The 22,939-nt window shown below is 45.4% G+C and carries 21 protein-coding genes; 9 read left to right on the top strand and 12 right to left on the bottom strand.

Annotated elements, in window-relative coordinates:
• Nucleotides 1-3: 3 nt before the first annotated feature.
• The 12 genes from fliL to MASE_RS04775 all read right to left on the bottom strand — a co-directional run bounded on the left by fliL (nucleotide 4) and on the right by MASE_RS04775 (nucleotide 14,485).
• The gene (gene fliL, locus MASE_RS04830; RefSeq protein WP_014948637.1) at nucleotides 4-543 is read right to left on the bottom strand and encodes a flagellar basal body-associated protein FliL; all 540 of its coding nucleotides are present in this window, start codon (nucleotides 541-543) and stop codon (nucleotides 4-6) included.
• 227 nt (nucleotides 544-770) lie between these two features.
• Nucleotides 771-3,074: a flagellar hook-length control protein FliK gene (locus MASE_RS04825; protein ID WP_014948636.1), complete on the bottom strand. Its 2,304-nt coding sequence runs from the start codon at nucleotides 3,072-3,074 to the stop codon at nucleotides 771-773.
• 351 nt (nucleotides 3,075-3,425) lie between these two features.
• The gene (fliJ, locus tag MASE_RS04820) at nucleotides 3,426-3,872 is read right to left on the bottom strand and encodes a flagellar export protein FliJ (RefSeq protein WP_014948635.1); all 447 of its coding nucleotides are present in this window, start codon (nucleotides 3,870-3,872) and stop codon (nucleotides 3,426-3,428) included.
• 72 nt (nucleotides 3,873-3,944) lie between these two features.
• Entirely contained in the window at nucleotides 3,945-5,279 is a 1,335-nt protein-coding gene (fliI, locus tag MASE_RS04815; RefSeq protein WP_014948634.1) for a flagellar protein export ATPase FliI, read from the bottom strand.
• On the bottom strand, nucleotides 5,272-6,054 hold the full coding sequence (fliH, locus tag MASE_RS04810; protein WP_014948633.1) for a flagellar assembly protein FliH: 783 nt from the start codon (nucleotides 6,052-6,054) through the stop codon (nucleotides 5,272-5,274). The genes fliI and fliH overlap by 8 nt, the downstream gene beginning before the upstream one ends.
• A 39-nt stretch (nucleotides 6,055-6,093) precedes the next feature.
• On the bottom strand, nucleotides 6,094-7,134 hold the full coding sequence (gene fliG, locus MASE_RS04805; protein WP_014948632.1) for a flagellar motor switch protein FliG: 1,041 nt from the start codon (nucleotides 7,132-7,134) through the stop codon (nucleotides 6,094-6,096).
• Nucleotides 7,135-7,146: 12 nt separating this feature from the next.
• The gene (gene fliF / locus MASE_RS04800; RefSeq protein WP_014948631.1) at nucleotides 7,147-8,841 is read right to left on the bottom strand and encodes a flagellar basal-body MS-ring/collar protein FliF; all 1,695 of its coding nucleotides are present in this window, start codon (nucleotides 8,839-8,841) and stop codon (nucleotides 7,147-7,149) included.
• A 12-nt stretch (nucleotides 8,842-8,853) separates the two neighbouring features.
• On the bottom strand, nucleotides 8,854-9,189 hold the full coding sequence (gene fliE, locus MASE_RS04795; protein WP_014948630.1) for a flagellar hook-basal body complex protein FliE: 336 nt from the start codon (nucleotides 9,187-9,189) through the stop codon (nucleotides 8,854-8,856).
• A 241-nt stretch (nucleotides 9,190-9,430) separates the two neighbouring features.
• Nucleotides 9,431-10,768: a sigma-54-dependent transcriptional regulator gene (locus tag MASE_RS04790; protein WP_014948629.1), complete on the bottom strand. Its 1,338-nt coding sequence runs from the start codon at nucleotides 10,766-10,768 to the stop codon at nucleotides 9,431-9,433.
• A gap of 16 nt (nucleotides 10,769-10,784) precedes the next feature.
• Nucleotides 10,785-11,927 (bottom strand): sensor histidine kinase, encoded by a 1,143-nt coding sequence (locus tag MASE_RS04785; RefSeq protein WP_014948628.1) that lies wholly within the window; start codon nucleotides 11,925-11,927, stop codon nucleotides 10,785-10,787.
• Between the two features lie 136 nt (nucleotides 11,928-12,063).
• Entirely contained in the window at nucleotides 12,064-13,527 is a 1,464-nt protein-coding gene (locus MASE_RS04780) for a sigma-54 dependent transcriptional regulator (protein WP_014948627.1), read from the bottom strand.
• A 163-nt stretch (nucleotides 13,528-13,690) separates the two neighbouring features.
• Nucleotides 13,691-14,485: a flagellin N-terminal helical domain-containing protein gene (locus MASE_RS04775; protein ID WP_014948626.1), complete on the bottom strand. Its 795-nt coding sequence runs from the start codon at nucleotides 14,483-14,485 to the stop codon at nucleotides 13,691-13,693.
• Between the two features lie 174 nt (nucleotides 14,486-14,659).
• Between MASE_RS04775 and MASE_RS04770 the strand changes: the two genes are divergently transcribed.
• The 9 genes from MASE_RS04770 (at nucleotide 14,660) to pseC (ending at nucleotide 22,920) form a co-directional block, all read left to right on the top strand.
• On the top strand, nucleotides 14,660-15,115 hold the full coding sequence (locus MASE_RS04770) for an adenylyltransferase/cytidyltransferase family protein (RefSeq protein ID WP_014948625.1): 456 nt from the start codon (nucleotides 14,660-14,662) through the stop codon (nucleotides 15,113-15,115).
• A 46-nt stretch (nucleotides 15,116-15,161) separates the two neighbouring features.
• The gene (pseF, locus tag MASE_RS04765) at nucleotides 15,162-15,866 is read left to right on the top strand and encodes a pseudaminic acid cytidylyltransferase (RefSeq protein WP_014948624.1); all 705 of its coding nucleotides are present in this window, start codon (nucleotides 15,162-15,164) and stop codon (nucleotides 15,864-15,866) included.
• Nucleotides 15,863-16,945 carry a UDP-2,4-diacetamido-2,4,6-trideoxy-beta-L-altropyranose hydrolase gene (gene pseG / locus MASE_RS04760; protein WP_269719634.1) on the top strand — a complete coding sequence of 361 codons (1,083 nt, stop codon included), beginning with the start codon at nucleotides 15,863-15,865 and terminating at the stop codon, nucleotides 16,943-16,945. Before pseF ends, pseG begins: the two co-directional genes overlap by 4 nt.
• 2 nt (nucleotides 16,946-16,947) lie before the next feature.
• The gene (pseI, locus tag MASE_RS04755; RefSeq protein WP_014948622.1) at nucleotides 16,948-17,997 is read left to right on the top strand and encodes a pseudaminic acid synthase; all 1,050 of its coding nucleotides are present in this window, start codon (nucleotides 16,948-16,950) and stop codon (nucleotides 17,995-17,997) included.
• A 1-nt stretch (nucleotide 17,998) separates the two neighbouring features.
• Entirely contained in the window at nucleotides 17,999-18,907 is a 909-nt protein-coding gene (locus tag MASE_RS04750; RefSeq protein ID WP_014948621.1) for a LicD family protein, read from the top strand.
• A 27-nt stretch (nucleotides 18,908-18,934) separates the two neighbouring features.
• Nucleotides 18,935-19,885, top strand: coding sequence for an ATP-grasp domain-containing protein (locus MASE_RS04745; RefSeq protein WP_014948620.1), 951 nt, complete (start codon nucleotides 18,935-18,937; stop codon nucleotides 19,883-19,885).
• Nucleotides 19,882-20,538, top strand: a complete 657-nt coding sequence (locus MASE_RS04740) for an HAD family hydrolase (protein ID WP_014948619.1) — start codon at nucleotides 19,882-19,884, stop codon at nucleotides 20,536-20,538. The genes MASE_RS04745 and MASE_RS04740 overlap by 4 nt, the downstream gene beginning before the upstream one ends.
• Before the next feature lie 211 nt (nucleotides 20,539-20,749).
• Nucleotides 20,750-21,748: a UDP-N-acetylglucosamine 4,6-dehydratase (inverting) gene (gene pseB, locus MASE_RS04735; protein WP_014948618.1), complete on the top strand. Its 999-nt coding sequence runs from the start codon at nucleotides 20,750-20,752 to the stop codon at nucleotides 21,746-21,748.
• A complete protein-coding gene (gene pseC, locus MASE_RS04730; protein WP_014948617.1) occupies nucleotides 21,748-22,920 on the top strand; it encodes a UDP-4-amino-4,6-dideoxy-N-acetyl-beta-L-altrosamine transaminase in 1,173 nt (390 codons plus the stop codon). Before pseB ends, pseC begins: the two co-directional genes overlap by 1 nt.
• Nucleotides 22,921-22,939 lie beyond the last annotated feature (19 nt).

The raw sequence follows: 22,939 nt of genomic DNA, 5'->3' as shown, positions 1-22,939 counted from the left end.
GCATTACTGCATGACAAACCCAGTGAACAATACGCGCTCAACTACATCGCTGCCCGTAATGTCCTTTAATGCTTTTTGTACTTCAGTTACTGCCTGCTCGCGAAGCTCAATTTTACCGGCTTCGGTAACCAGATCGTCTGCGTTTGAAGTACTAAAAGCCTGTAGTAATGTCCCTTCAATTAGCGGTATATGCGTCTTCGCCAGCTCTTCATTGTCAGAACCGCGCACAAGCAACTGCACTTTTATCTGAACCAACCTGTCTCTTCCTGCGCCCGGCACGTTAAAAACAAATGGTCGTGGCATCGCTACGTAAAGCGCAGTGCCCATTTCAGCTTTCCCTGCTGCTGATGCTGGTGCACTCGCAGCCGCTGCGGCGGCATCAGTCTCGGCAAGCTGTTCGGCTGCTGGCTCATCACCGCCTGCGAACAATAAGAAATAGGCAGCTGCACCGCCTCCTAAAAGAACCACAGCGATAATGATGATCAACATCATTTTGCCTTTCTTTTTACCGCCTTCTTCTACTTGTAATTCTTCTTCAGCCATGTGTAACTCGTCAGTAATGCTCGGAAAAAACGTATTATCAAGGTTCCGTCAAAAATGGCAATGCCATTATTTGAGGAAAACAATATGTGTACGGGTAATTTTTTGCGTCTTCACGCTTCCTATTACCCTCTAATACCACCTACTGCTCACTCCCTTCATTCAAAACATAGCAGCGTTTACGTATTCTCTCTATGCGACCTATTGGTAATAATTCATACGGGATGTGGTTAAGCGTAAAAGTCTATGCCGCCCTTGTCCGCGCGCGAAATCGAGTGTTCAATAACCCGCATGCCATCCGTGTCGTCTACACCGTCATTTTCTCCACGATCCCCAGCTCCCTGACCTTGGTGACTGCTTCCTGCAAGTTGCTGGCCATTTTCTTGACCAGAAGAATTATCTTTCCTAACTTGGGCGTCGCCTAACTCAATACCCTGTTCTGAAAGCATATCCCTTAGCTTAGGCATAGCATCGGCCAACGCATCTTTAGCTTGCTGTGATTGCACAACAAAGCTCACGCTTGCAGCGTCACCCGCCACATTTACTCTCACCTGCATACTGCCAAGCTCGGGAGGATCTAAGCGAATTTCAGCCATGGTATTTCGCGCATTAACCATCCAGCGAATTTTCTCACTAAGCTGCTGCTGGCCGTCGCTCTTATGAATATTGACCGCTTTATCAAAACCTTCAAACTGCTGCTGAGTTTTTGACGCTTCAGCGCGAAGCTGAGAGTTTTCCTGCATAACCGATTCAGTTGGATTAACCAATCCAGCAATAGCGTGTTGAGCACTTGCTTGAGTTTGCGTCATCAAATTTAAGAATTGACTGGCTTGACCGTCTACACGCGCTGTCATTGAAGCAACCACATCAGCACTTACCGCAGCATCTTTTGCGGCATCGGCAACAATAGTTGATAAATCAATGCCAGGCTCTCTACCTTGCTGGACTTGTTGCTGAAACTCGTTAATGCCAGCGATAATGTTAGCCTTCACCGCTTGTTGCTGTGCACCACCAGGCAGAGCCGCGACTACACGCTCTGCAAACGCTTCTGTTGCCTTTTGCGCGCTTTGTGGCGATAGCTCACTTATCGCTGAAAGCAGGTCGCTTGAGATTTCTGTAGCACCAAAAGAATCAACTACCTTGGTTTGCTCGCCGCTGTTATCAACGTTTGACAGCCCCTCAGACGATACTGATTTAGCGTCGTTTGATGCTGCTGTATTTACCGCCACGCTGCCGGCAACAGCTGCCTCTGAAGTTAACTCGGCCAATAACTCTTGAGCCTCGGCGAGATTGTCATCAAGAGATTTGGCCTGAATATTGTTAAGTTCATCTGCTAGTAGACTTAGTACGAGCGATTCATCGGCCGATTTTTTACCGCTTTCAGATAGCCCATTTAACGTTTCTAACATACCGCTTAATGCATTTGCGGCTTCAGTGTCTGACTCTAGACCTTGTTCGGGATTTTCTGTGTGCTCAGTTTGCATGAGCTTGGCAATTAATGCTGAAAGCTCATTGTCATTTTTTACTTTTTTATCTGAATTAGTATTGATATCGGTTTGCGCATTTGAAGACGCATTGTTCGCTTCACTATCACTTCCACTCTGTTGATTGTTAGCGTTGCCACCAATAAGAAGTGAAGTTAGTGCAGTGAGTGTTTGTTGTGCTTCAGACGACAGGGATTCGATGGCTAATTCACCATCATTGTTACTATTAAGTTGCGACAAAAGATGAGCCATGACCGATGGCATATCGCTCGTATCCACATCCTCCGGAAGCTTCCAAAGTTTTCCGCTTTCTTTTATAGATACGACGTTAACTGCCTCGCCTGCAGCTTCAGAGATACTCTTATCTTCTGTGGTACCTGATTCACCTGAAGATTCATCACTTTTTCCAAAACGATTGGCTACCGTCTCGACGTAGGCAATCCAGTCTGGCTCGCCGTCGTCTTTGCTTGGCTTTCCGTCTGGCGTGCCAGGTGAGGTAATAACGCCAGCCTCGGCATCTTTCCTGCCGCCTTCTCCAATGACATACTGCGCGTCGGTCACGTTTTTTTGTTCAACGGCGCCTTCAGCGTCGTCAATAACGAGATTGGTATTTTCACCGTCAGTCGAGGGCTGCGTTGTCGTTGCTGAACCTTGCGCATCAAGCGTTGCATTTTCTTCTTGATTTGCATTGTGAGAGTCAGCTTCAGACTCAGCTGGAATATCTGTCACTTCGTCACGAACAGGTAAATCCGTATGTCCCGCATCGCGGTCTTTACCATTTTTGATCGTGTCACTGGATACTGAAGATTGGGGAGCCGCGCTGTCCGAACGGTTTGCTGTTCGAGATTGAGCAACCTGATCTTCTTTTTCGTTTAAAACAAAATCTGACTTGGTCGTTTTCGCGTCTTGATAAAGTCGGTTAAATGCTTGGTTATTTTCATTGTTCGCTTGTTGCTGAGTTCCGATACCCGTTCCAACGGCTTTCGCCGTACCAGAAGCAGAGAATGGTAATGCGGCAATGTCTGTTTTATGTGCGGCAACTTGTTGCATATTGTCCTACCGTCCTACATTTAAATCGTCTTTCACCAAGAAGACGTATCGTGATGCGAATGATCCACGTGGCGTTTTATTACAAAAAACTTGATGCCATTTCATCGCAAACCCACCAACGCTTACTTTAATTACAATCACTTAGCATTACTTAGTCAGCATGTATCGCTATGATTTTTCGCTACTGCCCTTAGTCGCCCTCGCTGAATTTCAAACGCTATACTGTGTGATGAAACTCAAAGAAACGATGATTTACCGTAGTAGCGATTGCAAAGTAATTACGTCGCGCTAGTACATTATGAAATGGTTTTTGCAAGGGTTGAGCCAAAGTGGCAGAGGCTCGACTAATTATCAGAAAGGCGAGCGCTTAGCTCTGAAAAATCGTTGGGTAGCAAACTCATCCATCATGGCCTGCTCAGCTCTGGCTTCTTTTTTCTGCTCTGCCAACTTTTTCTTATCTAGCAACAAGGTAACAGCTTTCACTTTTTGTTGTTGCTTTAGCCAAAGTTGCTTTCGCTGATCCGCCGCCATTTGTGCACGAGCAATCACTTGCATCTGTTGTTCGCACGCTTTATCCAGTTTTCCAACGAAGGATAAATGCTGCTGATAATAGGTGGCGGTAACACCTGCTTGACCGGTTTGTTGAATACCTTTTATGTAGTCAATGCGGTACTGCTCAAGACTGGTTAGCTTTTGCTTTTGCTGATTAACGTTCTGTTGGGCCTGTTTGTAGTATCGGGCTTCTCGCTGCTCTTTTTCGCGCTCGAATTCGGCTAAACGTTCTAGTTGTTTAGACATTATGCGATACCTTTTGAAAAGTTGACGACTTCTGGATCATAGGCAAGCTAACTTGCATTGCAGCACTATACATTAGCCTTGCCCCAGCCCTTTAGCCAGTGCAGCCATGCCTTCTAAGCTCTCGTCATACGGTATGACTTGCTTCATCCCTTGCTGCAATAAAGCGTTGATTGCAGGCTCTGCGCGAATAGCCAGATCAATACGCGGGTCTGAACCTTTCGCATAAGCGCCAATAGAAATGAGGTCTTGGTTTTGTTTGTAGTTTGAATAAACTTGTCGAATACGACGCGCCATCAATTGATGTTCTTCGCTCACGACCATAGGCATTACACGGCTTATTGACGCCTCAATATCAATAGCAGGGTAATGACCGCTATCGGCAAGGGTTCGCGACAACACTACGTGACCATCTAATATAGCGCGAGCGGCGTCGGCAATGGGGTCTTGCAAATCGTCACCTTCGGTTAGCACCGTATAAAAAGCCGTGATAGAGCCTTGGCGCTCGCTACCGTTACCTGCACGCTCAACCAAAGCGGGAAGCCGAGCAAATACCGAAGGTGGATAACCTTTTGTGGCCGGTGGCTCACCCACAGCCAACGCAATCTCGCGCTGCGCCATGGCATAGCGTGTTAAAGAATCAATCAGCAGCAGTACTTTCATGCCTTTATCACGAAAATATTCAGCGATAGTTACCGCCGTCTCACAGCCCTTTAAACGCATAAGCGGTGAAGTATCGGCTGGGGCTGCCACTACAACCGCCCGTTGGCGTTCTTCTTCTGTCAGTATTTCGTGGATAAACTCTTTTACTTCTCGGCCACGCTCACCTACAAGCCCAACCACGACCACATCGGCTTCACAGCCTCGGGTCATCATGCCAAGTAGCACACTTTTACCCACGCCACTTCCTGCAAAAAGCCCCATACGCTGACCAACGCCAACCGTATTTAACGCATTGATGGCACGTACGCCAACATCCATAGGGGTGTTGATTGGACGGCGAATGAGCGGGTTCATAGGAGGACGCGTAGTGGGAGCTCGCGCTTCGGCATTGATTTCACCCAGTCCGTCAAGTGGCTGACCGTTGCCATCGACTACACGTCCCAACAGTCCCATACCTACCGGCAAACCGCTTTGCCGGTTTAACGGCATAACGCGACTCCCTGGCACAATACCGCGAACCGCTTCAGTGGGCATCAAATAGGTAATATCATCACCAAAGCCAACCACTTCAGCTTCTATTTCGCCTTCGATGGTTTGCACTAAACATTGACTGCCCACCGGCAGCTGGCAACCTACAGCTTCAAGGGTAAGCCCTATGCCCCGGACTAATTTTCCCGCCGCAACAACGGGTGGCGATGTCACTTGTTTAGTAAGTGATTCAAAATGGGCATGCCAAGGGCTAGTCATCAGATAAACCTTGGTTTAAAAGAAACTTATCGATAACGTCGCGGCATCGACGCTCAATCGACACATCTACGGCATTTTGCGCAGTGGTAATGTCACAGCCACCGCGTTCCATTGCTGGTGCTTCAACCAAATTCCAGCCTTTTTTGGTCATTTCCTCTTCACCAAAATGCTCTTTTACCAATTCAATATCTTCAGGATTCATATGAATTTGATAGTCAGCTTGATTAATTGGTAGCGCCTTAATACCTTCGCTTAACGCCTGCATTATAACCTGTTGGTTAGTACTTACCTCTGTTTTAATAACTGCTTTTGCAAGAGTAACGGCGAGTTTTACCAATTGATCTCGGGTTTCATCGTTGGCTTGCGAGAGTGGGTCGTGAAATTTTTCAGCAAGCATTTGCCACACTTCGGCTTGTGCCGTCATTTGCTGGCGGCCTTCTTCAAGCCCTTGTTCAAGCCCTTCGGTGTGACCTTGCTCTTTACCTTCCGCTAAACCTGCTTCAAGACCTTGCGCTTTTCCTTCTTCAAAACCTTTTTCTTTGCCTTCCTGATAACCTTCATCATAAGCAGCCTGACGTATAGCTTCTATTTCTTCAGCGGTAGGCGGCTTAATCTCTTCCTCAACTTCAGGCGGTTCATACTTCCAGTCCGAACGTTTGTTTAACGCGTTGGTCGGCTCGTTTTCTCGGGGTGCAGTGGGGTCATCAACGAAAGGTAGGTCCCATTTTTTAGCTTCATTTACTTCGTTTTCGCTGAAACTTTTTTTGGCAGTCATATATTTACCTAGGCTAAATGAGTGACGGGACTAGCGTTCCTACAGGAACTCTTCGCCACCGCCACCACCAAGCATGATTTCACCAGAGTCAGAAAGTCGACGGGCAACAGAAAGGATCTCTTTCTGCGCTGTTTCCACTTCACTAATACGCACAGGACCGAGCGCTTCCAAATCATCATTAAGCATTTCAGCAGCACGCTTAGACATATTGCGCATAATTTTGTCTTTAAGCTCTTCGTCAGCACCTTTAATGGCTTTAAGCAGCGCGTCTTGCTGTACTTCGCGCAGTATGGCCTGAATACCCTTGTCGTCTACATCGACTAAATTGTCGAATACAAACATCAGGTCTTGAATTTGCTGGCTCATCTCTTCGTCTTGCTCGCGAATAGCATCCATCAACTGACCTTCTATCGCGGTATCTAGGTAGTTCATAATGTTCGCTGCAGACTTCAGGCCGCCCATTTTGGCTGCTTGTGTACCCGCTTGACCTGCAAACTGTTTCTCCATGATTTCGTTCAGCTCTTGTAGTGCAGCCGGCTGAACTTCCTCTAGATTTGCTATACGCATTAGCAAGTCGAGTCGCACTTTTTCAGGGAACTGCGCCAATATTTCAGCACTTTGTTCAGGCTCTAAATAAGACAATACGATAGTTTGAATCTGCGGGTGCTCATTGCGAATAATGCTGGCTACTTGCTTAGAATCCATCCACTTCAATGAGTCTAGGCCTTTTGCACCGCTTCCCATCAGGATTTGATCAATTAGGTTTGCGGCCTTATCTTCACCTAACGCGGCTGTGAGCGCACGTTTAACAAAGTCTTGGCTTTGGAAGCCAATGGTACTGTAATTCTGAATTTCTTCGATAAAGTGCTTATGAACCGCCGTAATTTTGGTTTGCGTCATATCGTCCACTTTTGCCATTTCAGTACCGAGCTTTTGTACTTGCTTGGGCTCTAAGTGTTTCAATATCTGGGCGGCGTCTTCTTCAGAAAGACTCAGCAGCAAGATGGCCGCTTTTTCTACGCCTTCTAATTTACTGACGTCGTATGACGGCTCGTCAACATTGGCAAGTTCATCAGCCATAATCTTATCTCACTACTCGTCTTGCATTAACCAGCCCTTCACTACTTGGGCTGATAACTCAGGTTCATTGGCCACAAGGGCACGCACGGCTTTAAGTACATCTTCATCTTTGTGCAGGTCAGGCAGCATGAGTGAACCATCTGGCGCAAAACCTACCTGTCCTTCATCAAAGTCAGACGTTAACATGCTAATGGTGTCATCGCCTAAATCTAAGCCCTCGTCTGCATCAAATTCATCGGCGTCGTTCGACTCATCAGGATTAATAAGACGACGTAGCATAGGACGAATCACGAAGATGATAAGCACTATTATAACCAAGCCACCAACAACTAGCTTTAGAATTGGTAGAAATCCGGGCTGCTCCCAAATAGGCGCGTCTTCAATTTCCCCTGCGTCCATCCGAGTAAAGGGCACGCTTACAACTTCTAACGAATCACCACGGGTAACGTCAAAGCCAATGCCGCCCTGTAAAAGCCTACGAATGTTGAGAATCTCTTCTTGTTTACGCGGTGTTGGCGTCATCGCACCGTCTTCACCCGCAACTTGGGTATAGTCCACCGCCACAGATACACTTAATCTGCGAATAACCCCTGTCTGTTTCTTGGTATGACTGATAGTGGTATCAAGTTCGTAGTTGCGCGTAGACTCTTTTGCTGTGCGCCCAGGCATAGTTTGTTGACTGCCGCCCACTGCATTTTCTGGAATGTTAGAATCTAATGGAGGTTGATTAGACAGTGCACCAGGAATACCGCCAACACCGCCACCTACGCTGTTTTCTTCCATTATCATTTCACTGCGAACCGCAGGTAAATCAGGGTTGTAGCTACGCTGTGTTTGTTCCATAGCTGTAAAGTCCATGGTAACGTCAGCTTGTGCTGTGTAGTTACCTATGCCCAATACTGGAATCAGTATCGCGTCAATTTTTTCTAAGTACTCTTGCTCACGCTGGCGCTCAATTTCATATTCTTTTCTGGCACGAGCACTCATAGAATCTTGAGAGCCTGAGTTAAGCAGACGACCATTGCTGTCTGTTACGGTTACCTTAGACGGCTCCATATTTTGCACTGCAGACGCCACGATATCGACAACAGCATCAACTTCTTCACCTGCAATAACGGCACCGCGCTTAGCCGTTAGCACAACGGTTGCCGACGCTTTCTTCTCTCTTCGCGCAAATACGTTCTCTTTAGGCATAGCTAACAAGACACGGGCTTTTTGAATACTCGCGATATCTTCGATGGTAGCCGCGATTTGTTGCTCGCGGGCGTGTTTTAGACGTTCCATCTCAACACGCTGGCTCACACCAAACCCCATATCCTGCATAATGATATCGGTACCGGCATCAGAGGCCTTAGTTAACCCTTGGCGGGTCATGCCTAAACGAATGTTTTGGAATTCGTCACTTCTTACGTAAACAATATTGCCTTCAAGCTTATAGTCGATTTGGTTCGCATCCATATAATCGAGGGTTTCAATAAGCTCTTGGGTTTCCATTTTCGCAAGTGGACGGTAATCAGGTTCTTGCGACCAGATAAGAATAAAAATAGCGATGGCGACGCAGATTACCAAAACAACCACAAGGGCCATTTGGCGCATCATATCTGCGCTACCTAAAGTGTCCATAAAACCAGATTTGTTTTCTGGCTCATTGTCCACTGCTTGATTTTGATCAGGAACCGTAAGGTTTGTACCTGTAGCTTCAGCCATAACCTACTCCACCTACACCGGCATATTCATTATTGTTTTATAGGCTTCAAGTACTTTGTTACGTACTTGAACAGTGGCTTCAAAAGCAATGCCCGCCTTTTCTTTCGTCAGCATAACTTGAGCTAGGCTTAAGTTAGGGTCGCCCATTTCAAAACGCTGCTGCGCGTCTTTTGATTCGAGCTGCATGCCGTTTACACCATCTACCGCATTCTTTAGCATGGTCGAGAAATCACTTGCCGAGCTATTAACTTCACTAAGCGGCTGCTGTTGAGGCTCATTAACTTGAAGACGAGTTTGCCCAATCATGTTCTGCATTTCTTGATACAAACTATTGGCTTTAACGTCCATAACCACTCCTAGTGCTTTTTCGAGACCGCCTGAACATCGGCGTATAACTTATGTATAGAGGGGATTTAGCAAAGGGCTTGCCAACTTTAAAAAGCTATACATATCAAGAAGATAAATCAAAAATAAGAGGGTTAGCCAAATTTATGGCGTTTGACTTAGTGTGAGCAACAAAAAACCGCCGCCTTCTTTACTACAGAGGCGACGGATAAGGACGAGGAAACCGAAAGTGTAGAAAGCGACCTTATGCGGGCACTTCAATACCGTCTTCGCGCATGCGCGCTAATTTGTAACGAAGGGTTCTTGGACTAATGCCGAGCTTTTCTGCCACATCTTTACGCTTGCCGTTACACGACACCAATGTATCGAGGATAATTTGATGTTCTTGGTAGCGCAGCTCAGACCCTAGCCTATTTTCTTCAACATGCTCTTGCAGTGTTTCAACAGGTGCAGTCATGTCTTCGTCAATCATTAAATCGCTGGCGTCGATTTCATTGTGTTCACATAAAATAAGCGCCCGTTGAACCACGTTTTCTAGTTCGCGAACGTTCCCTGGCCAGCTGTATTGTGACAGCTTATTGCGTGCTGCTGCGCTTAACCTGATAGTACCCAGCCCTTGAGAACTAGCGTGACGCTGAACCAGGTGTTCGGCAAGAGGGACAATATCACCCGGACGTTCCGAAAGCGGGCGCCACTCGATAGGGAATACATTTAAGCGGTAGTACAAATCTTCTCTGAACTCTCCCGCATCCACTGCTTTTCTCAAATCTCGGTTACTTGTAGCAATAACACGGACGTTGAGCTTAACGGTTTTACGTCCGCCAAGACGCTCTACTTCGCGCTCTTGTAACACTCGTAGCAGTTTAGCTTGAAGCGCCAAATCCATCTCGGTTATTTCATCAAGTAACAGCGTACCGTCTTGGGCTTGTTCAAATTTACCCGGGCAAGCTTGGATTGCGCCGGTGAACGCACCTTTTTCGTAACCAAACAAGGTCGCTTCTAGCATGTTCTCTGGTATGGCTGCACAGTTGATGGCGACAAATGGCGCATCACTTCGCGGCGACTGATCGTGAATATAGCGAGACAGCACTTCTTTACCCGAACCGCTTGGTCCCATTACCATCACAGTGGCGTCGGACTTCGCGACTTTGCGAGAAAGCTCAAGTAACTTCAAGCTTGAAGGGTCAGCAACAATAGGCGTGCGAGACTCTATTTTTTGAGCCGGCGCGTAGCGTCCCACTAAATTAAGCAGTACTTCTGGGGCAAACGGTTTTGATAGATAGTCTGTAGCGCCATCGCGCATTGCCTGCACGGCATCATCAATAGTGGCATAGGCTGTCATCAATAACACCGGCATATTGGGGTACTTAGTTTTGATACTTTTAAGTAGCGTTAAACCGCTCATTTCGCCCATTTGAATATCGCTTACCACTAAATCGACGGAGCGCGAAGACAGCACTATTAACGCTTCTTCAGCACAGTCAGCGGCAACAACCTCATAGTTACCTAACAGAAGGGTGTCTAGGAGTGCTTCGCGTAATCCTGCGTCATCTTCAACAATTAAAATGGTAGTTTTAGACATAATTCTCTCCTATGACCTACGCAACATGAGTCAATGTTTGTGAAGATTGAGCGTTCACCACACACGGCAAAGACACACTAAAGCACGCCCCACCTTCTGGCATATTTGATACGCTAAGCAAACCGTTGTGGGCGTTTACGACGGATTTAACAACCGCAAGTCCAAGGCCCGTGCCATGAGTTTTAGTTGTGAAAAACGGTTCAAAAATTTTGTTTTTGAGTTTATCCGGTACGCCAGGACCTTTATCTATAATGGCCACATGCAAACGTTCACCAGACACTGCAGTTTCTACGTGCACGCACTCCCCTTTCGGAGTAACTTGGCTCGCGTTGTGAACAAGGTTTAATAACGCGCCCTGAAGCGCTGTAAGATTGCCGGTGATAGATACGTTTTTATCGAAGCCGCTAAAAGTTAGCGTTTGCTGTGCTTGAGCCGTCATGGTTTGGGCACTGCCTTCAATTGAAGTAAACAACTCTCCCAAGCTAATTTGGCTGACCACTTGTTCTTCCCCTGACTTAGCGAAAAGCAGCATGTCGTTAACCTGACTCTCTAGCTCTTTAAGCCTGTCAGTTAGCTTGTTTGCAAATTGAGTTTGTGCTTCTTGTCCCAAGCCTTTGCGCGTTAAATTAGACGCATAGAGCATGGCCGCAGAAAGAGGCGTACGAATTTGGTGAGCAAGGGATGCCACCATTTTTCCAAGAGAAGACAGACGCTGCATATGACTCACGCGAGCTTGCAGCTGCCGCGTTTCGGTTAAGTCGGTAATAACAATTAATTGTCCAGGCTCATTTTCTAATGGCGTGATAGAAAGCTTCACTCGGCGACCGTCAACAAGTGAGACTTCGTGGCCGTCGTCAGCGCGGGGCTTGAATGAGCGCGTGATAATACTTCGCCACACTTCCTCTTCCAGCGGTTCACCTAACAGTGCTTTCGCTTGTTCATTGGCTTGGCGTACGATCCCTTTACCGTCTATAACGATAACGCCCGCAGGCATTACCTGAAGTAAGTGTTCAAGTCGACTCGCCTGCAACCGCAAAGACGAAATATCGTCACTGCTTGAGGGGTCGTATTCATCACGAGATATCGCATTATCAATACTATCTAACGCATAGCTTGATGCTGAGTACTCAGTTGATTGTGGTGTGCTGTCAAAAGCCATATTGCCCTCGTCAAATTGCAGACGCTGTTAAACTATGACTTAGATAAAGCAGAAGATGTGCCAATTCATCATTGGCTTATTTTTCAGTTAGATAGGATGAAATTATAGAGGAAAGCGCAACGTCAATTACCTGACATTACGCTTCTTCAGTACGTTGAATATCGTACTTCCGCATTTTCTCGACAAGCGTTGTTCTGCGCATACCAAGTTTGTCGGCAGCTCGAGCCACCACCCAATCTTGATTGTCTAATGCCTGTCGAATGAGGTTTACTTCCAACTCAGAAAGGTACTCTTTGAGATTAACCCCTTCTTCAGGTAAAGATGAAGAAACCATCCCGTTCAAACCCTCATGGCTTTGCTCATTAAGGTCTTCTTCTGGCTCTTGCGCGGCCGCTTCAGCAAAGAGTGCATTGAATGCTTCACGCTCAAGAATTTCTTCTGGATAATCAGGCTCGTAAGCCTGTACATCACCGTATTGATATTTCTCAGGTAAATCGGCGATATCGACAATTTGGCCAGGATAAAGGATTGTTAGGCGTTCAACCAAGTTAGACAACTCACGAACGTTGCCCGCCCATTCGTGCTCCATTAAGGAGGCAATCGCTTGCTCGGTAAAGCGTACACCTTCCACCCCATCGCCTTGGATACGACTATTTAGCTCTTGGAGCAGTAAGGGGATATCGTCTTTTCTTTGTCTAAGTGCAGGGCTATCAATTGGGAACACGTTGAGTCGGTAATACAAGTCCTCACGGAACTTGTCTTCACTGATCATGGTTTCCAAATTGCGGTGCGTCGCGGCGATGATGCGTACGTTACACTGAAGGGGCTTGTTGCCGCCTACGCGCTCAAAGGTACGCTCTTGCAACACGCGCAATAATTTAACCTGCATCTGAAGGGGCATATCGCCGATTTCATCCAGAAACAACGTACCGCCTTCCGCTAACTCAAAACGGCCTTTACGCGCGCTGATTGCGCCAGTAAACGCGCCTTTTTCGTGACCAAACAGCTCGCTTTCCAGCAGTTCGCCAGGAATGGCACCGCAGTTTACCGGAATAAATGGCCCGTCTTTGCGTTCAGATAAGAAGTGAACATTACGTGCAACGACCTCTTTACCTGTTCCAGACTCACCTAGAATCAAGACAGTGGCATCAGTTGGAGCAACCTGTTCAACTAATCGACGAACTATTTGTATTTGTTCGCTTTTACCAATAAGGCTTCTAAACAGTCGCGTCTTTGTTCCCGATGTACGAGACAAGCTCGGTTTGCGCCTTGAGTATTCTTGGCAACGATGGATAGCTTGGGTCAAAACGGGATAGGTTAATGGCGTTGCAATAACGCTAACGAGATTACAACCTGCTGATGCTTGGCTATTATTTTCAACCAATGCTACAAATGGTATGTGAGGAAACTTCTCAACCAGTCCACTGACTATGGCTGGCGATAAGTGCTCTATAAGAACAGCATCAGCTCCACTATCTTGCAAATACCGTTCGCAATCACTAAAGCCTCGCGATTGACACGATTCTCCCATGAAGGTAACGATAGTTTCCAAGTTTTGAATAAGTTCCTGGTTGTCACTAACCAGCAAAATGTTCTTCATCAATTCCCCGAGAACGCTTTGTTATTATTTACAGTTTAGCGCATTTATAAATTGTAACGACAAAAGATCGGAGCGCAACCGCTGTTTTCGGAAATGTATCAATAAAAAAAGCAGGTTACCCTGCTTCTTTCGATTAATTTTAGCAAAATTAACGTACGTTGGTTTAACTCAACAGTGATAAAACCTGACTTTGCTGCTGATTCGCTTGCGCTTGAACGGTTAGCGCCGCCTGACCAAGCACATCGTTTGACGCCTGCTGTGACACAGCTTGAGCAAAATCAAGATCTTGAATGCGGCTACGCGCTTCAGCGGTGTTCACGTTAGCTTGAGTAAGAGAACGCGCCGCACTTTCGAAACGGTTTTGGGTAGCACCTAAATCGCCTCGCGCGTTACCGAGCGTTTCAATTGCAGCATCAGTTGCACCTAGCGCATCTTCAATGCTGGTTCCCGACGTAATATCGATAGCCAGTACATCGTTTAATTGAGCAGCAACATCCTGTGTGTTGACGCTTATTGATTGGCCCGCACTTGAACCTGATTGGAATTCAAGTGAGCCATTTTCAGATAATAACGGCTTGCCAGAAAAATTCGTCTGCTCAATGGTTTGGGAGATATTCTCTTGTAGCTGTGTTATTTCAGATTGGATAGCACGGCGATCGCCACTGCTCAAAACACCATTACCAGATTGTAAGGTAAGTTCGCGAATGCGGTTTACATCGTCATTGATGCTGCCTAAACCACCCTCTGCAACCTGCGCCACCGAAATTCCGTCGTAAACGTTATTAATAGCCTGGCGGTTGCCTTCTACTTCTGAAGTTAACCGATCGATGATTTGCTGGGCCGCTGCGCCGTCAGTTGCATCGTTAATTTTCTTACCACTGGCAAGCTTTTCCATCAAGGATTCTTGCTTCTCTTGCACTTGGCTGAGAAGTGAGGATGTTGAACTATTAACTTGCATGATGCTTTCCTAAAATATGTAACTCGTTAAGTTTAGCAGAAAGCTGAGCAAAATGTAGTCAGCCATTTGTATGATAGTCGATACCTTTACGAACAAATCTATACGCTCATGGAATAGTTTGACTTGCCGATAAGTTATGGGTGTACAATTTGTTTATTTTCAGAGATTAATGCTATGACTACTGTGGTGACGTACGGCACCTTCGACCTTTTTCATATAGGGCATGTAAGGCTTTTAAAGCGATTACACAGCTTAGGCGATAGGCTAGTGGTTGGCTTGTCCTCTGATGAATTCAATACGGTAAAAGGTAAAAACGTAGTCATACCATATGAAGACAGAAAAGAAATTTTGCTCTCCTGCCGTTATGTCGACGATGTATTTCAAGAAAACTGTTGGGAACAGAAACGAGAAGACCTTGAGCGAGAAGGCGCTGACATATTCGCGATGGGTGATGACTGGATTGGAAAGTTCGATGATCTGCAAGATATTGTTAAAGTTGTGTATCTACCGCGCACACAAGATGTCTCTACAACTGAACTAAAAACCGTTATCAGCGAAATTCAAAACGAGAAAATTCGCCAATTACAAAGTCTAACAGAGCATTTAAATGCGTTGATGCAGCGGCTTTGAGCTCGCTGTCAGATTCGAGCTAGCCTTTTTTGAACGGAAAAAGTAAATGAACGTAGCCATAATCCCCGCAAGGGGCGGAAGCAAACGCATTCCTAAAAAAAATATAAAACCGTTTTGCGGTAAACCTATGGTTGCCCATGCAATAGAAAATGCGTTGGCAAGCCCCTATGTAGACAAAGTAGTGGTTTCAACAGATGATGAATCTATTGCGAACGTAGCAAGAGATTATGGTGCTGAGGTGCCATTCATGAGACCTGTAGAATTAGCAGATGATTACACAGGCACTAGTCCTGTGGTTCGCCATGCATTGAGCACTCTGTTAGAAAAAGGCTGGGATATAAATTATTGCGCCTGTGTATATGCAACATCGCCTCTTCTGACCACTTCTTTAATTAATTCTTGCTATGAAATGCTAATGAACGCTGACAATACAGACTACGTATTTACAGCGGCAAGATTCTCATTTCCAATTCAACGGGCGATATTACAAACCGAAAATGGCGGCGTAAAACCTTTTGACGAATTTGGCATTACTCAGCGCTCACAGGATTTACCACCAGCCTTCCATGATGCAGGACAGTTGTATTGGGGCCATCAAAAAACCTGGCTTGATACTACTAAACGTATTTTCGGTGCCAACTCTAAAATGGTAGTAATGCCAGACCACTTAGTGCAAGACATTGATACACCTGAAGATTGGGTTAGAGCTGAACTGCTTTACAAGCTTTTGCAGAGCGAAAGCGTAAAGTGAGGATTGTTTTTAGGGTCGATGGTACAGCGCAAATAGGACTCGGCCACGTTATGCGTTGCTTAACCTTGGCCACACAATTACTTCCCTCACACAACGTAACATTCCTTTGTTGTGCGTTGCCTTCAACTCTACAACAACAGATACAGCGTGCTGGAATTACAACATTGACCACGCCATCGCTTCATAAAGGCGAACGGGCAGGTAATGGTTCGGCAGTCTTGAATGAAGCAGAGCAAGCCTCTCATGCTGCTCACTGTATAGCGCTTCTTGATGATATGAACGATGAGCCTATCGACATGCTCATAGTCGACCACTATCAGCTATCAGCTTCGTTTAGTAAAGTAATGCGCAGTCGCTGCAAACATATTGTTGTCATTGACGATTTAGCTAACCGCCAGCACGACTGTGACGTGATTTTGGACCAAAACCTCTTTGAGGACTTTGAATTCCGATACGATCTTCTTGTCCCTCCTCATTGCCAAAAACTTTTAGGACCTGAGTTCGCTATTTTGAGAAATGAGTTTTACCACGTACCACCAATGCCTAGAAATGACAATCATATTCTAGTCTGCTTTGGCGGCAGCGACCCTGGGAATTTAACAGAGCGAGTCGTTGATGTTTTGATTGAATTAAAGTCTTTAACTTTTTCAGCCGATATTGTTGTCGGAGCGGCTTATTCCGGCGTTAGTGCGCTTAAAGCAAAAGTTGAACGCCTACCTAACGCGAAGCTTCATGTCGCTTGCGGGTACATATCCGAGCTTATGAAAGCCGCCAATATAATGATTGGCGCTGGAGGTTCGATGCACTGGGAGCGCGCGGCATCGGGGGTAGCGGGCATAATTATCACATTGGCTGATAATCAAGTTGAAACGACGCGGTGCTTGCACGAACGGCATTGCTGTTTGTGGCTAGGAGCATGTGACGAGGTCACAAATGAAGATATTAGCAAGGCCGTTGAATTTGCGATAAATTTCCCGCAAGAAATGCGTAAACTAGCAAACAACGCGGTATCTTTGGTGAGCGCAAACAAAAATCCATCTTTTGTAATGGATACTATATTGAACACTGTAACGAGGTAGTCATGAAACCAATCACAATCGGTGATATTCAAATTGGTCCGGGTCTCGCTCCCTTTATCATCGCAGAAATGTCTGGAAATCATGGACAATCATTAGAAAAAGCCTACCGACTCATTGATGCAGCTGCAGACGCTGGCGCACATGCCATAAAATTGCAAACCTATACGCCAGACACGATCACTTTGGATTGTCATGAAGGCGAATTTTTTATTGAAGACCCAAATAGTCTTTGGAAAGGAAACTCTTTGTATAACCTCTACAAAGAGGCGATGACGCCTTGGGAATGGCACAAGGAGCTATTCGACTATGCCAAAGAGAAAGGCCTATTAGCATTTAGCACGCCCTTCGATTTAACCGCTGTCGACTTCCTAGAAACATTGAATCCTCCTTGTTACAAAGTAGCGTCTTTTGAAAATACTGACCACGCTATCCTAGCGGCTGTAGCAAAGACAGGAAAACCCGTTATTGTCTCTACAGGCATGGCTAGCCAAGCAGAAATAGCCGAGTCTGTTGAAGTACTCCGTTCCAATGGGTGTGATGACATCATATTACTCAAGTGCACCAGTAATTACCCAGCAAACCCGGTAGACGCCAACTTAAAGACAATTCCTCATTTGAGCGAACTTTTCAACTGTCATGTTGGACTTTCCGACCATACACCGGGGGTGGGGGTAGCTGTCGCTGCGGTGGCACTTGGCGCAACAGTCATTGAAAAGCATTTTGTTTTAGACAGAAACGGCGGAGAGGTCGACGCAGAATTTTCTCTTGAACCCCATGAAATTAAGCTGCTTGTCGAGGAAACGGCGCGGGCAGCGGTAGCAATTGGCAAGGTGAGTTATGGCGCCACCGAGCGAGAAAAGGCCTCGTTGGTACACCGACGCTCTTTATACATTGCCAAAGATATGAAAGCCGGCGATACATTAAATGCGGAGAATTTACGCTCTGTTCGTCCAGGACTTGGACTGCCTCCCAAATACCTTCCCCTTTTGCTTGGAAAGCAAATCAAGTGCGACGCACCAAAAGGTACCCCTATGAGTTGGGAGCTACTGTGAGATGAGAGCCATTCTGTTCGGTGCAAGTAAGGCAGGAGAAAACTACGTTTCTAATCACCCAGATATAGAAGTCGTGGCATTCACGGATAACGATAGTGCGAAACACGGAACTCGTTTTATGGGTTATCCCATCATTGCACCCGCAGATATCAATACTCACGAAGTCGACAGCATAATTATCACCAGTCAGTGGGTTGATCAAATCTATTCCCAACTTACCGAAGAAATGGGTATTGATGAGTCGAATATCATTGTACCGACTAAGCAGTCGGTGAAAGCTGCCCTGCCTTTCGAAGACAATGAAACGTTAGCCTTTGCCCAGTCCGTAATGCGTACGCTAAATCAATACTTCGTTTCCCACAACATTTCAGCGTGTCTAGATTCTGGAACTTTGCTAGGTGCTGTGAGAAATAAAGGGCTCATTCCTTGGGATGACGATATAGATTTAGCTGTAGATAAAGACAATTACGAAAGGTTACAGGCATCGCTACCTGAGCTTTATAAATTATTAAACACAAACTATGACGTAAAATGGAATATCGTCATTATCACGGTCAACAACATTGACTGTTGCATTAACCTAGAGTTTAGTAATTCATCTCACACCCAATTAGTCCCTTTTGATATAAGCATACAACGCAGAGAGTCGATAAATGGTCTATCTGAACTCTTGTCCTCGGGCGGGCTGTTTTTTGCCCCCGCTACACATTTCGACAGTTACGAGCCAATCGAGTTTTTAGGTGAAACCTTTCTTGCCCCATTCGATGCAGAAGGCTTTCTCACTTTTATGTACGGACATTGGCAAACGCCCAAAAAGACGACACAAATTACGGAATACGAAAATAGAAGAGCATCGATGTCAGCACCTAGAACAGGTATAAGCGTGCAAAAACGCACGCTTTGTGAATGAGCGTGATAGTTAAGGTGTCAAATTAACGTGAACGTATTACTTTCAAGTGCCAGCAATAAAGTTCCACTATTAAGAGCGCTTCAATGCGCAGTTAAGCGTATCGATAACAAAGGCATAGTTACGGCGGGAGATTTAAGTAGCCAAGTACTCACACGACACTTTTGCGATGTTTTTTGGCAAATGCCACCCACAAAACAAGAAAACGCAGATGAGATTATTGCCCAGCTCAAGCGTCGAAGCATTACTCATGTTCTCCCAAGTAGAGACGGCGAACTCCTTTTTTGGGCAAGGCTAAAAAATGACCTAAAAAGCGCTAACATTCACGTACTTATTTCTAATGAAAGTGCAATTGAGCTTTGTTTAGATAAATTAAGATTCGGCCAATGCAGTATGCCTTTTATCATCCCTTCATTTGAAAGCATCGAAGAGGTGAAAACGGTTGTTCAGGACACTCAGCCATTGCATTATGTGGTCAAAGAACGTTTTGGTGCGGGTAGTAAAGCAGTTGGCCTTAATCTAAATGAAAACGACGCAGTCCAGCACGCTAAAGGTCTGTCCTCCCCTATTTTTCAATTATTCAAAGCAGGTAAAGAAATTAGCGTAGACGCTTGGCTAACAAAAGATCATTTGGTTAAAGCGGCCGTGTGCCGTGTGCGAGACTTAGTTGTTAATGGTGAATCCCAAATTACTTATACTTTACCGAATTGCCCTTTTACAGCACAGGTGACACAGACACTTTCCAACCTAGCCCTCTCTGGCCCCGTTGTATTACAGGGCATCATAAATGATGGAGCACTTCACATCATTGAATGTAATTCGCGATTTGGAGGCGCTTCAACATTAGGGATCAAGGCGGGTGTTGATAGTCTTTATTGGAGCTTGTGTGAGAGTATAGGTGTAGATATCGATTCGTTGCCCGTAGATCTCGCATCTCATAAAATAACGCAGATTAGAGCTGCTACCGACTATTACCTATGATTTATATCTTCGACCTAGATGACACCCTTTATGATGAGCGCCAATACGTAGAGTCTGGCCTTGCAGCGGTTGCCTCATTTGTGGAAAAAACCTGGAACGTTGATAAGCGAAGTGGCTTTCAAGAATTAGTTACTCTGCTTGATCGAAATGGTCGTGGCCGAATTTTCAATGATTACTTAGCTAACCATGGCATAGCAGTCAATAAGAGAAATGTACGTGCCTGCCTTTCAGCATATCGCTTACACCAGCCCACTTTGACTTTGCCCGACAATCACCCAACGTTGCTAGAACGTTTGCCAAAGCCGCTTTACCTCGTCACTGACGGAAATAAAGTAGTACAAAGTAAGAAAGTGGAAGCACTCAACATAGCGCACTACTTCAAGCGCGTGTTTGTCACTCACCGCTTTGGAGTGCAACATGCTAAACCTTCTACTTACTGCTTTGAAAAGATTAAACAAGCAGAACAATGTCAGTGGCACGAAATGGTTTACATTGGTGACAACCCAGCAAAAGACTTCGTTAATTTAAATAAACTTGGAATGCCGACTGTTAGGGTGCTAACTGGGGTTCACAAAAACGCACCTGCAAAACCAGGTTTTGATGCAAAGTTTACAATACAAAACCTAAATGAACTTCCAGCCCTCAGTCTTTGAACTTTATTAGGCGGCATCCCAGCATATTTAATAAAATAAAATCAATGCTTAACCTACCTGCTGACAAACAACAAGTTCTACCTAAACACGAAGAAATCTACACCTTTAGGACTAATAATCCTCACCTAAGCGCATAGATTCTAAAGCTTTATGGCAAAAATGCCGACACATGATATATTGTGTTTATAACCATAAAAACAGCGAGCAAGCTATGTTCGATGGAAAATCGATTCTCATAACAGGTGGAACGGGTTCATTTGGCCATAAGTACACTGAGACTCTGCTAGCGAGATACAAACCAAAGCGCTTAATCATCTACTCACGCGACGAACTCAAACAGTTCGAAATGCAGCAAAAATTTCACGCGCCGTGCATGAGATATTTTATTGGCGATGTTCGTGATAGAGAACGTCTTAATCGCGCCATGCAAGGTGTTGACTTTGTAATACACGCAGCGGCGATGAAGCAAGTCCCTGCCGCTGAGTACAACCCTACCGAATGTATTCGTACGAATATCGATGGTGCCGAAAATGTAATTAACGCTGCCATTGATAATAACGTTGAAAAAGTTATTGCGTTGTCTACAGACAAAGCCGCTAACCCGGTTAATTTATACGGTGCTACCAAATTAGCTTCAGATAAATTGTTCGTTGCAGCCAATAATATTGTTGGCGCTGGTGCATCTCGATTTTCTGTAGTGCGTTACGGCAATGTGGTTGGCTCTCGTGGTTCTGTTGTGCCCTTTTTCAATAAGTTGATAGCGGAAAACAGCGATCATATTCCTGTTACGCACAAAGACATGACCCGTTTTTGGATTACTCTTCAACAGGGCGTCGATTTTGTGCTTAAAAACTTTGAGCGCATGTTAGGTGGTGAGATTTTCGTACCGAAAATCCCATCTATTCGAATTACTGACCTCGCGACTGCAATGGCACCGAATATTCCAATCAAATATGTAGGGATTCGTCCAGGTGAAAAGCTTCATGAAATGATGTGCCCTGGCGACATGTCTCTGCACACATTTGAATTCGATGATCACTTTGTAATTGCCCCAGCTATTAAGTTTTTCCACCGAAGTAATAACTTTACTAGCAACGCACTTAGCGAACAGGGAAAACTTGTAGAGTCGGGTTTCGAGTACGTTTCAGACACTAACGAACATTTCCTTAGTATTGAAGAAATAAAGAAGTTCAACGAGGAAGCTCAATAGTGATTCCTTATGGGCGACAACACCTAGATGAAGATGATGTAAAAGCTGTGGTCGAAACCTTAACATCAAATTGGTTAACGCAAGGCCCGGCTATTCCTAAATTTGAAACCGCTCTTGCTGATTATTGTGGCGCTAATTTTGGGATTGCAGTTAATAGCGCTACGTCTGCTCTACACATTGCTTGCCTTGCACTAGGTGTGAGTGAAGGCGATAGAGTATGGACATCGCCGAACTCATTTGTTGCGTCGTCAAACTGCGCGCTCTACTGTGGTGCCAAGGTCGATTTTGTAGATATTGACCTTTACACCGGTAACATGTGCGTTGATGCTTTACGAAACAAACTTGCCCTAGCTGAATCCACCAACGCCTTACCAAAGGTGGTTATTCCCGTTCATTTTGCTGGTCAGCCCTGCGATATGAAAGAAATTCGTGCACTTTCAAAGCAATATGGCTTCTTTGTTATTGAAGATGCATCACATGCAGTAGGCGCAAAATACCAGGAGAAATTCGTAGGCAGCTGCGAATTCTCAGATATTTGTGTGTTTAGTTTCCACCCGGTAAAGATTATTACCACTATGGAGGGGGGAATGGCACTTACAAATAACAGTGAATGGGCTGAAAAGATGCGTATGTTGCGCAGTCACGGCATAACCAATGATCCAGAGAAGATGACTGAGGACAGTCATGGCCCTTGGTACTATCAACAGATAGCATTGGGCTTTAATTATCGTATGACTGACGTAGAAGCTGCGCTTGGGTTAAGTCAGTTAAACAAACTCGGAGATTTTTTGGAAAAGAGAAATATTTTAGCTAGGCATTACGACAGCCTTTTCCGCCCCTACTCAAATATTTTCCCGCTAACGCAGAGCAACGACAACTACTCAAGTTATCATCTATACGTGGTAAAAGTGGATTCGCTAGATAGTGACAAACACGCAAAGCTTATAAGCGAACTGAGAGAGCGAGGTATTTTTGCTCATGTTCACTATATCCCCATTCACTTGCAGCCTCATTACAAGAGTTTGGGCTTTAAAAAAGGCGACTACCCAAACGCAGAGAATTACTATCAACAAGCAGTCACTCTACCATTATTCCCCGATTTGACGCTAGAAGAAGTAGAGCAGGTTGTTGATACGCTCTTAAACGCAGTCAACACCGTTTATAGCAAGTAACCAGCAAACTCTCTGTCAC

The organism is Alteromonas macleodii ATCC 27126, from assembly GCF_000172635.2.
In the GTDB taxonomy this organism is placed as follows: Bacteria; Pseudomonadota; Gammaproteobacteria; order Enterobacterales; family Alteromonadaceae; genus Alteromonas; species Alteromonas macleodii.
The sequence above is the reverse complement of the archived record's forward strand: the minus strand, read 5'-3'. Positions and strand labels throughout refer to the sequence as shown.

Bases quoted from the DNA above. Each gene is read 5' to 3' on its own strand.
- fliL (WP_014948637.1), bottom strand. From the start codon at position 543: ATGGCTGAAGAAGAATTACAAGTAGAAGAAGGCGGTAAAAAGAAAGGC.
- MASE_RS04825 (WP_014948636.1), bottom strand. From the start codon at position 3,074: ATGCAACAAGTTGCCGCACATAAAACAGACATTGCCGCATTACCATTC.
- fliJ (WP_014948635.1), bottom strand. From the start codon at position 3,872: ATGTCTAAACAACTAGAACGTTTAGCCGAATTCGAGCGCGAAAAAGAG.
- fliI (WP_014948634.1), bottom strand. From the start codon at position 5,279: ATGACTAGCCCTTGGCATGCCCATTTTGAATCACTTACTAAACAAGTG.
- fliH (WP_014948633.1), bottom strand. From the start codon at position 6,054: ATGACTGCCAAAAAAAGTTTCAGCGAAAACGAAGTAAATGAAGCTAAA.
- fliG (WP_014948632.1), bottom strand. From the start codon at position 7,134: ATGGCTGATGAACTTGCCAATGTTGACGAGCCGTCATACGACGTCAGT.
- fliF (WP_014948631.1), bottom strand. From the start codon at position 8,841: ATGGCTGAAGCTACAGGTACAAACCTTACGGTTCCTGATCAAAATCAA.
- fliE (WP_014948630.1), bottom strand. From the start codon at position 9,189: ATGGACGTTAAAGCCAATAGTTTGTATCAAGAAATGCAGAACATGATT.
- MASE_RS04790 (WP_014948629.1), bottom strand. From the start codon at position 10,768: ATGTCTAAAACTACCATTTTAATTGTTGAAGATGACGCAGGATTACGC.
- MASE_RS04785 (WP_014948628.1), bottom strand. From the start codon at position 11,927: ATGGCTTTTGACAGCACACCACAATCAACTGAGTACTCAGCATCAAGC.
- MASE_RS04780 (WP_014948627.1), bottom strand. From the start codon at position 13,527: ATGAAGAACATTTTGCTGGTTAGTGACAACCAGGAACTTATTCAAAAC.
- MASE_RS04775 (WP_014948626.1), bottom strand. From the start codon at position 14,485: ATGCAAGTTAATAGTTCAACATCCTCACTTCTCAGCCAAGTGCAAGAG.
- MASE_RS04770 (WP_014948625.1), top strand. From the start codon at position 14,660: ATGACTACTGTGGTGACGTACGGCACCTTCGACCTTTTTCATATAGGG.
- pseF (WP_014948624.1), top strand. From the start codon at position 15,162: ATGAACGTAGCCATAATCCCCGCAAGGGGCGGAAGCAAACGCATTCCT.
- pseI (WP_014948622.1), top strand. From the start codon at position 16,948: ATGAAACCAATCACAATCGGTGATATTCAAATTGGTCCGGGTCTCGCT.
- MASE_RS04750 (WP_014948621.1), top strand. From the start codon at position 17,999: ATGAGAGCCATTCTGTTCGGTGCAAGTAAGGCAGGAGAAAACTACGTT.
- MASE_RS04740 (WP_014948619.1), top strand. From the start codon at position 19,882: ATGATTTATATCTTCGACCTAGATGACACCCTTTATGATGAGCGCCAA.
- pseB (WP_014948618.1), top strand. From the start codon at position 20,750: ATGTTCGATGGAAAATCGATTCTCATAACAGGTGGAACGGGTTCATTT.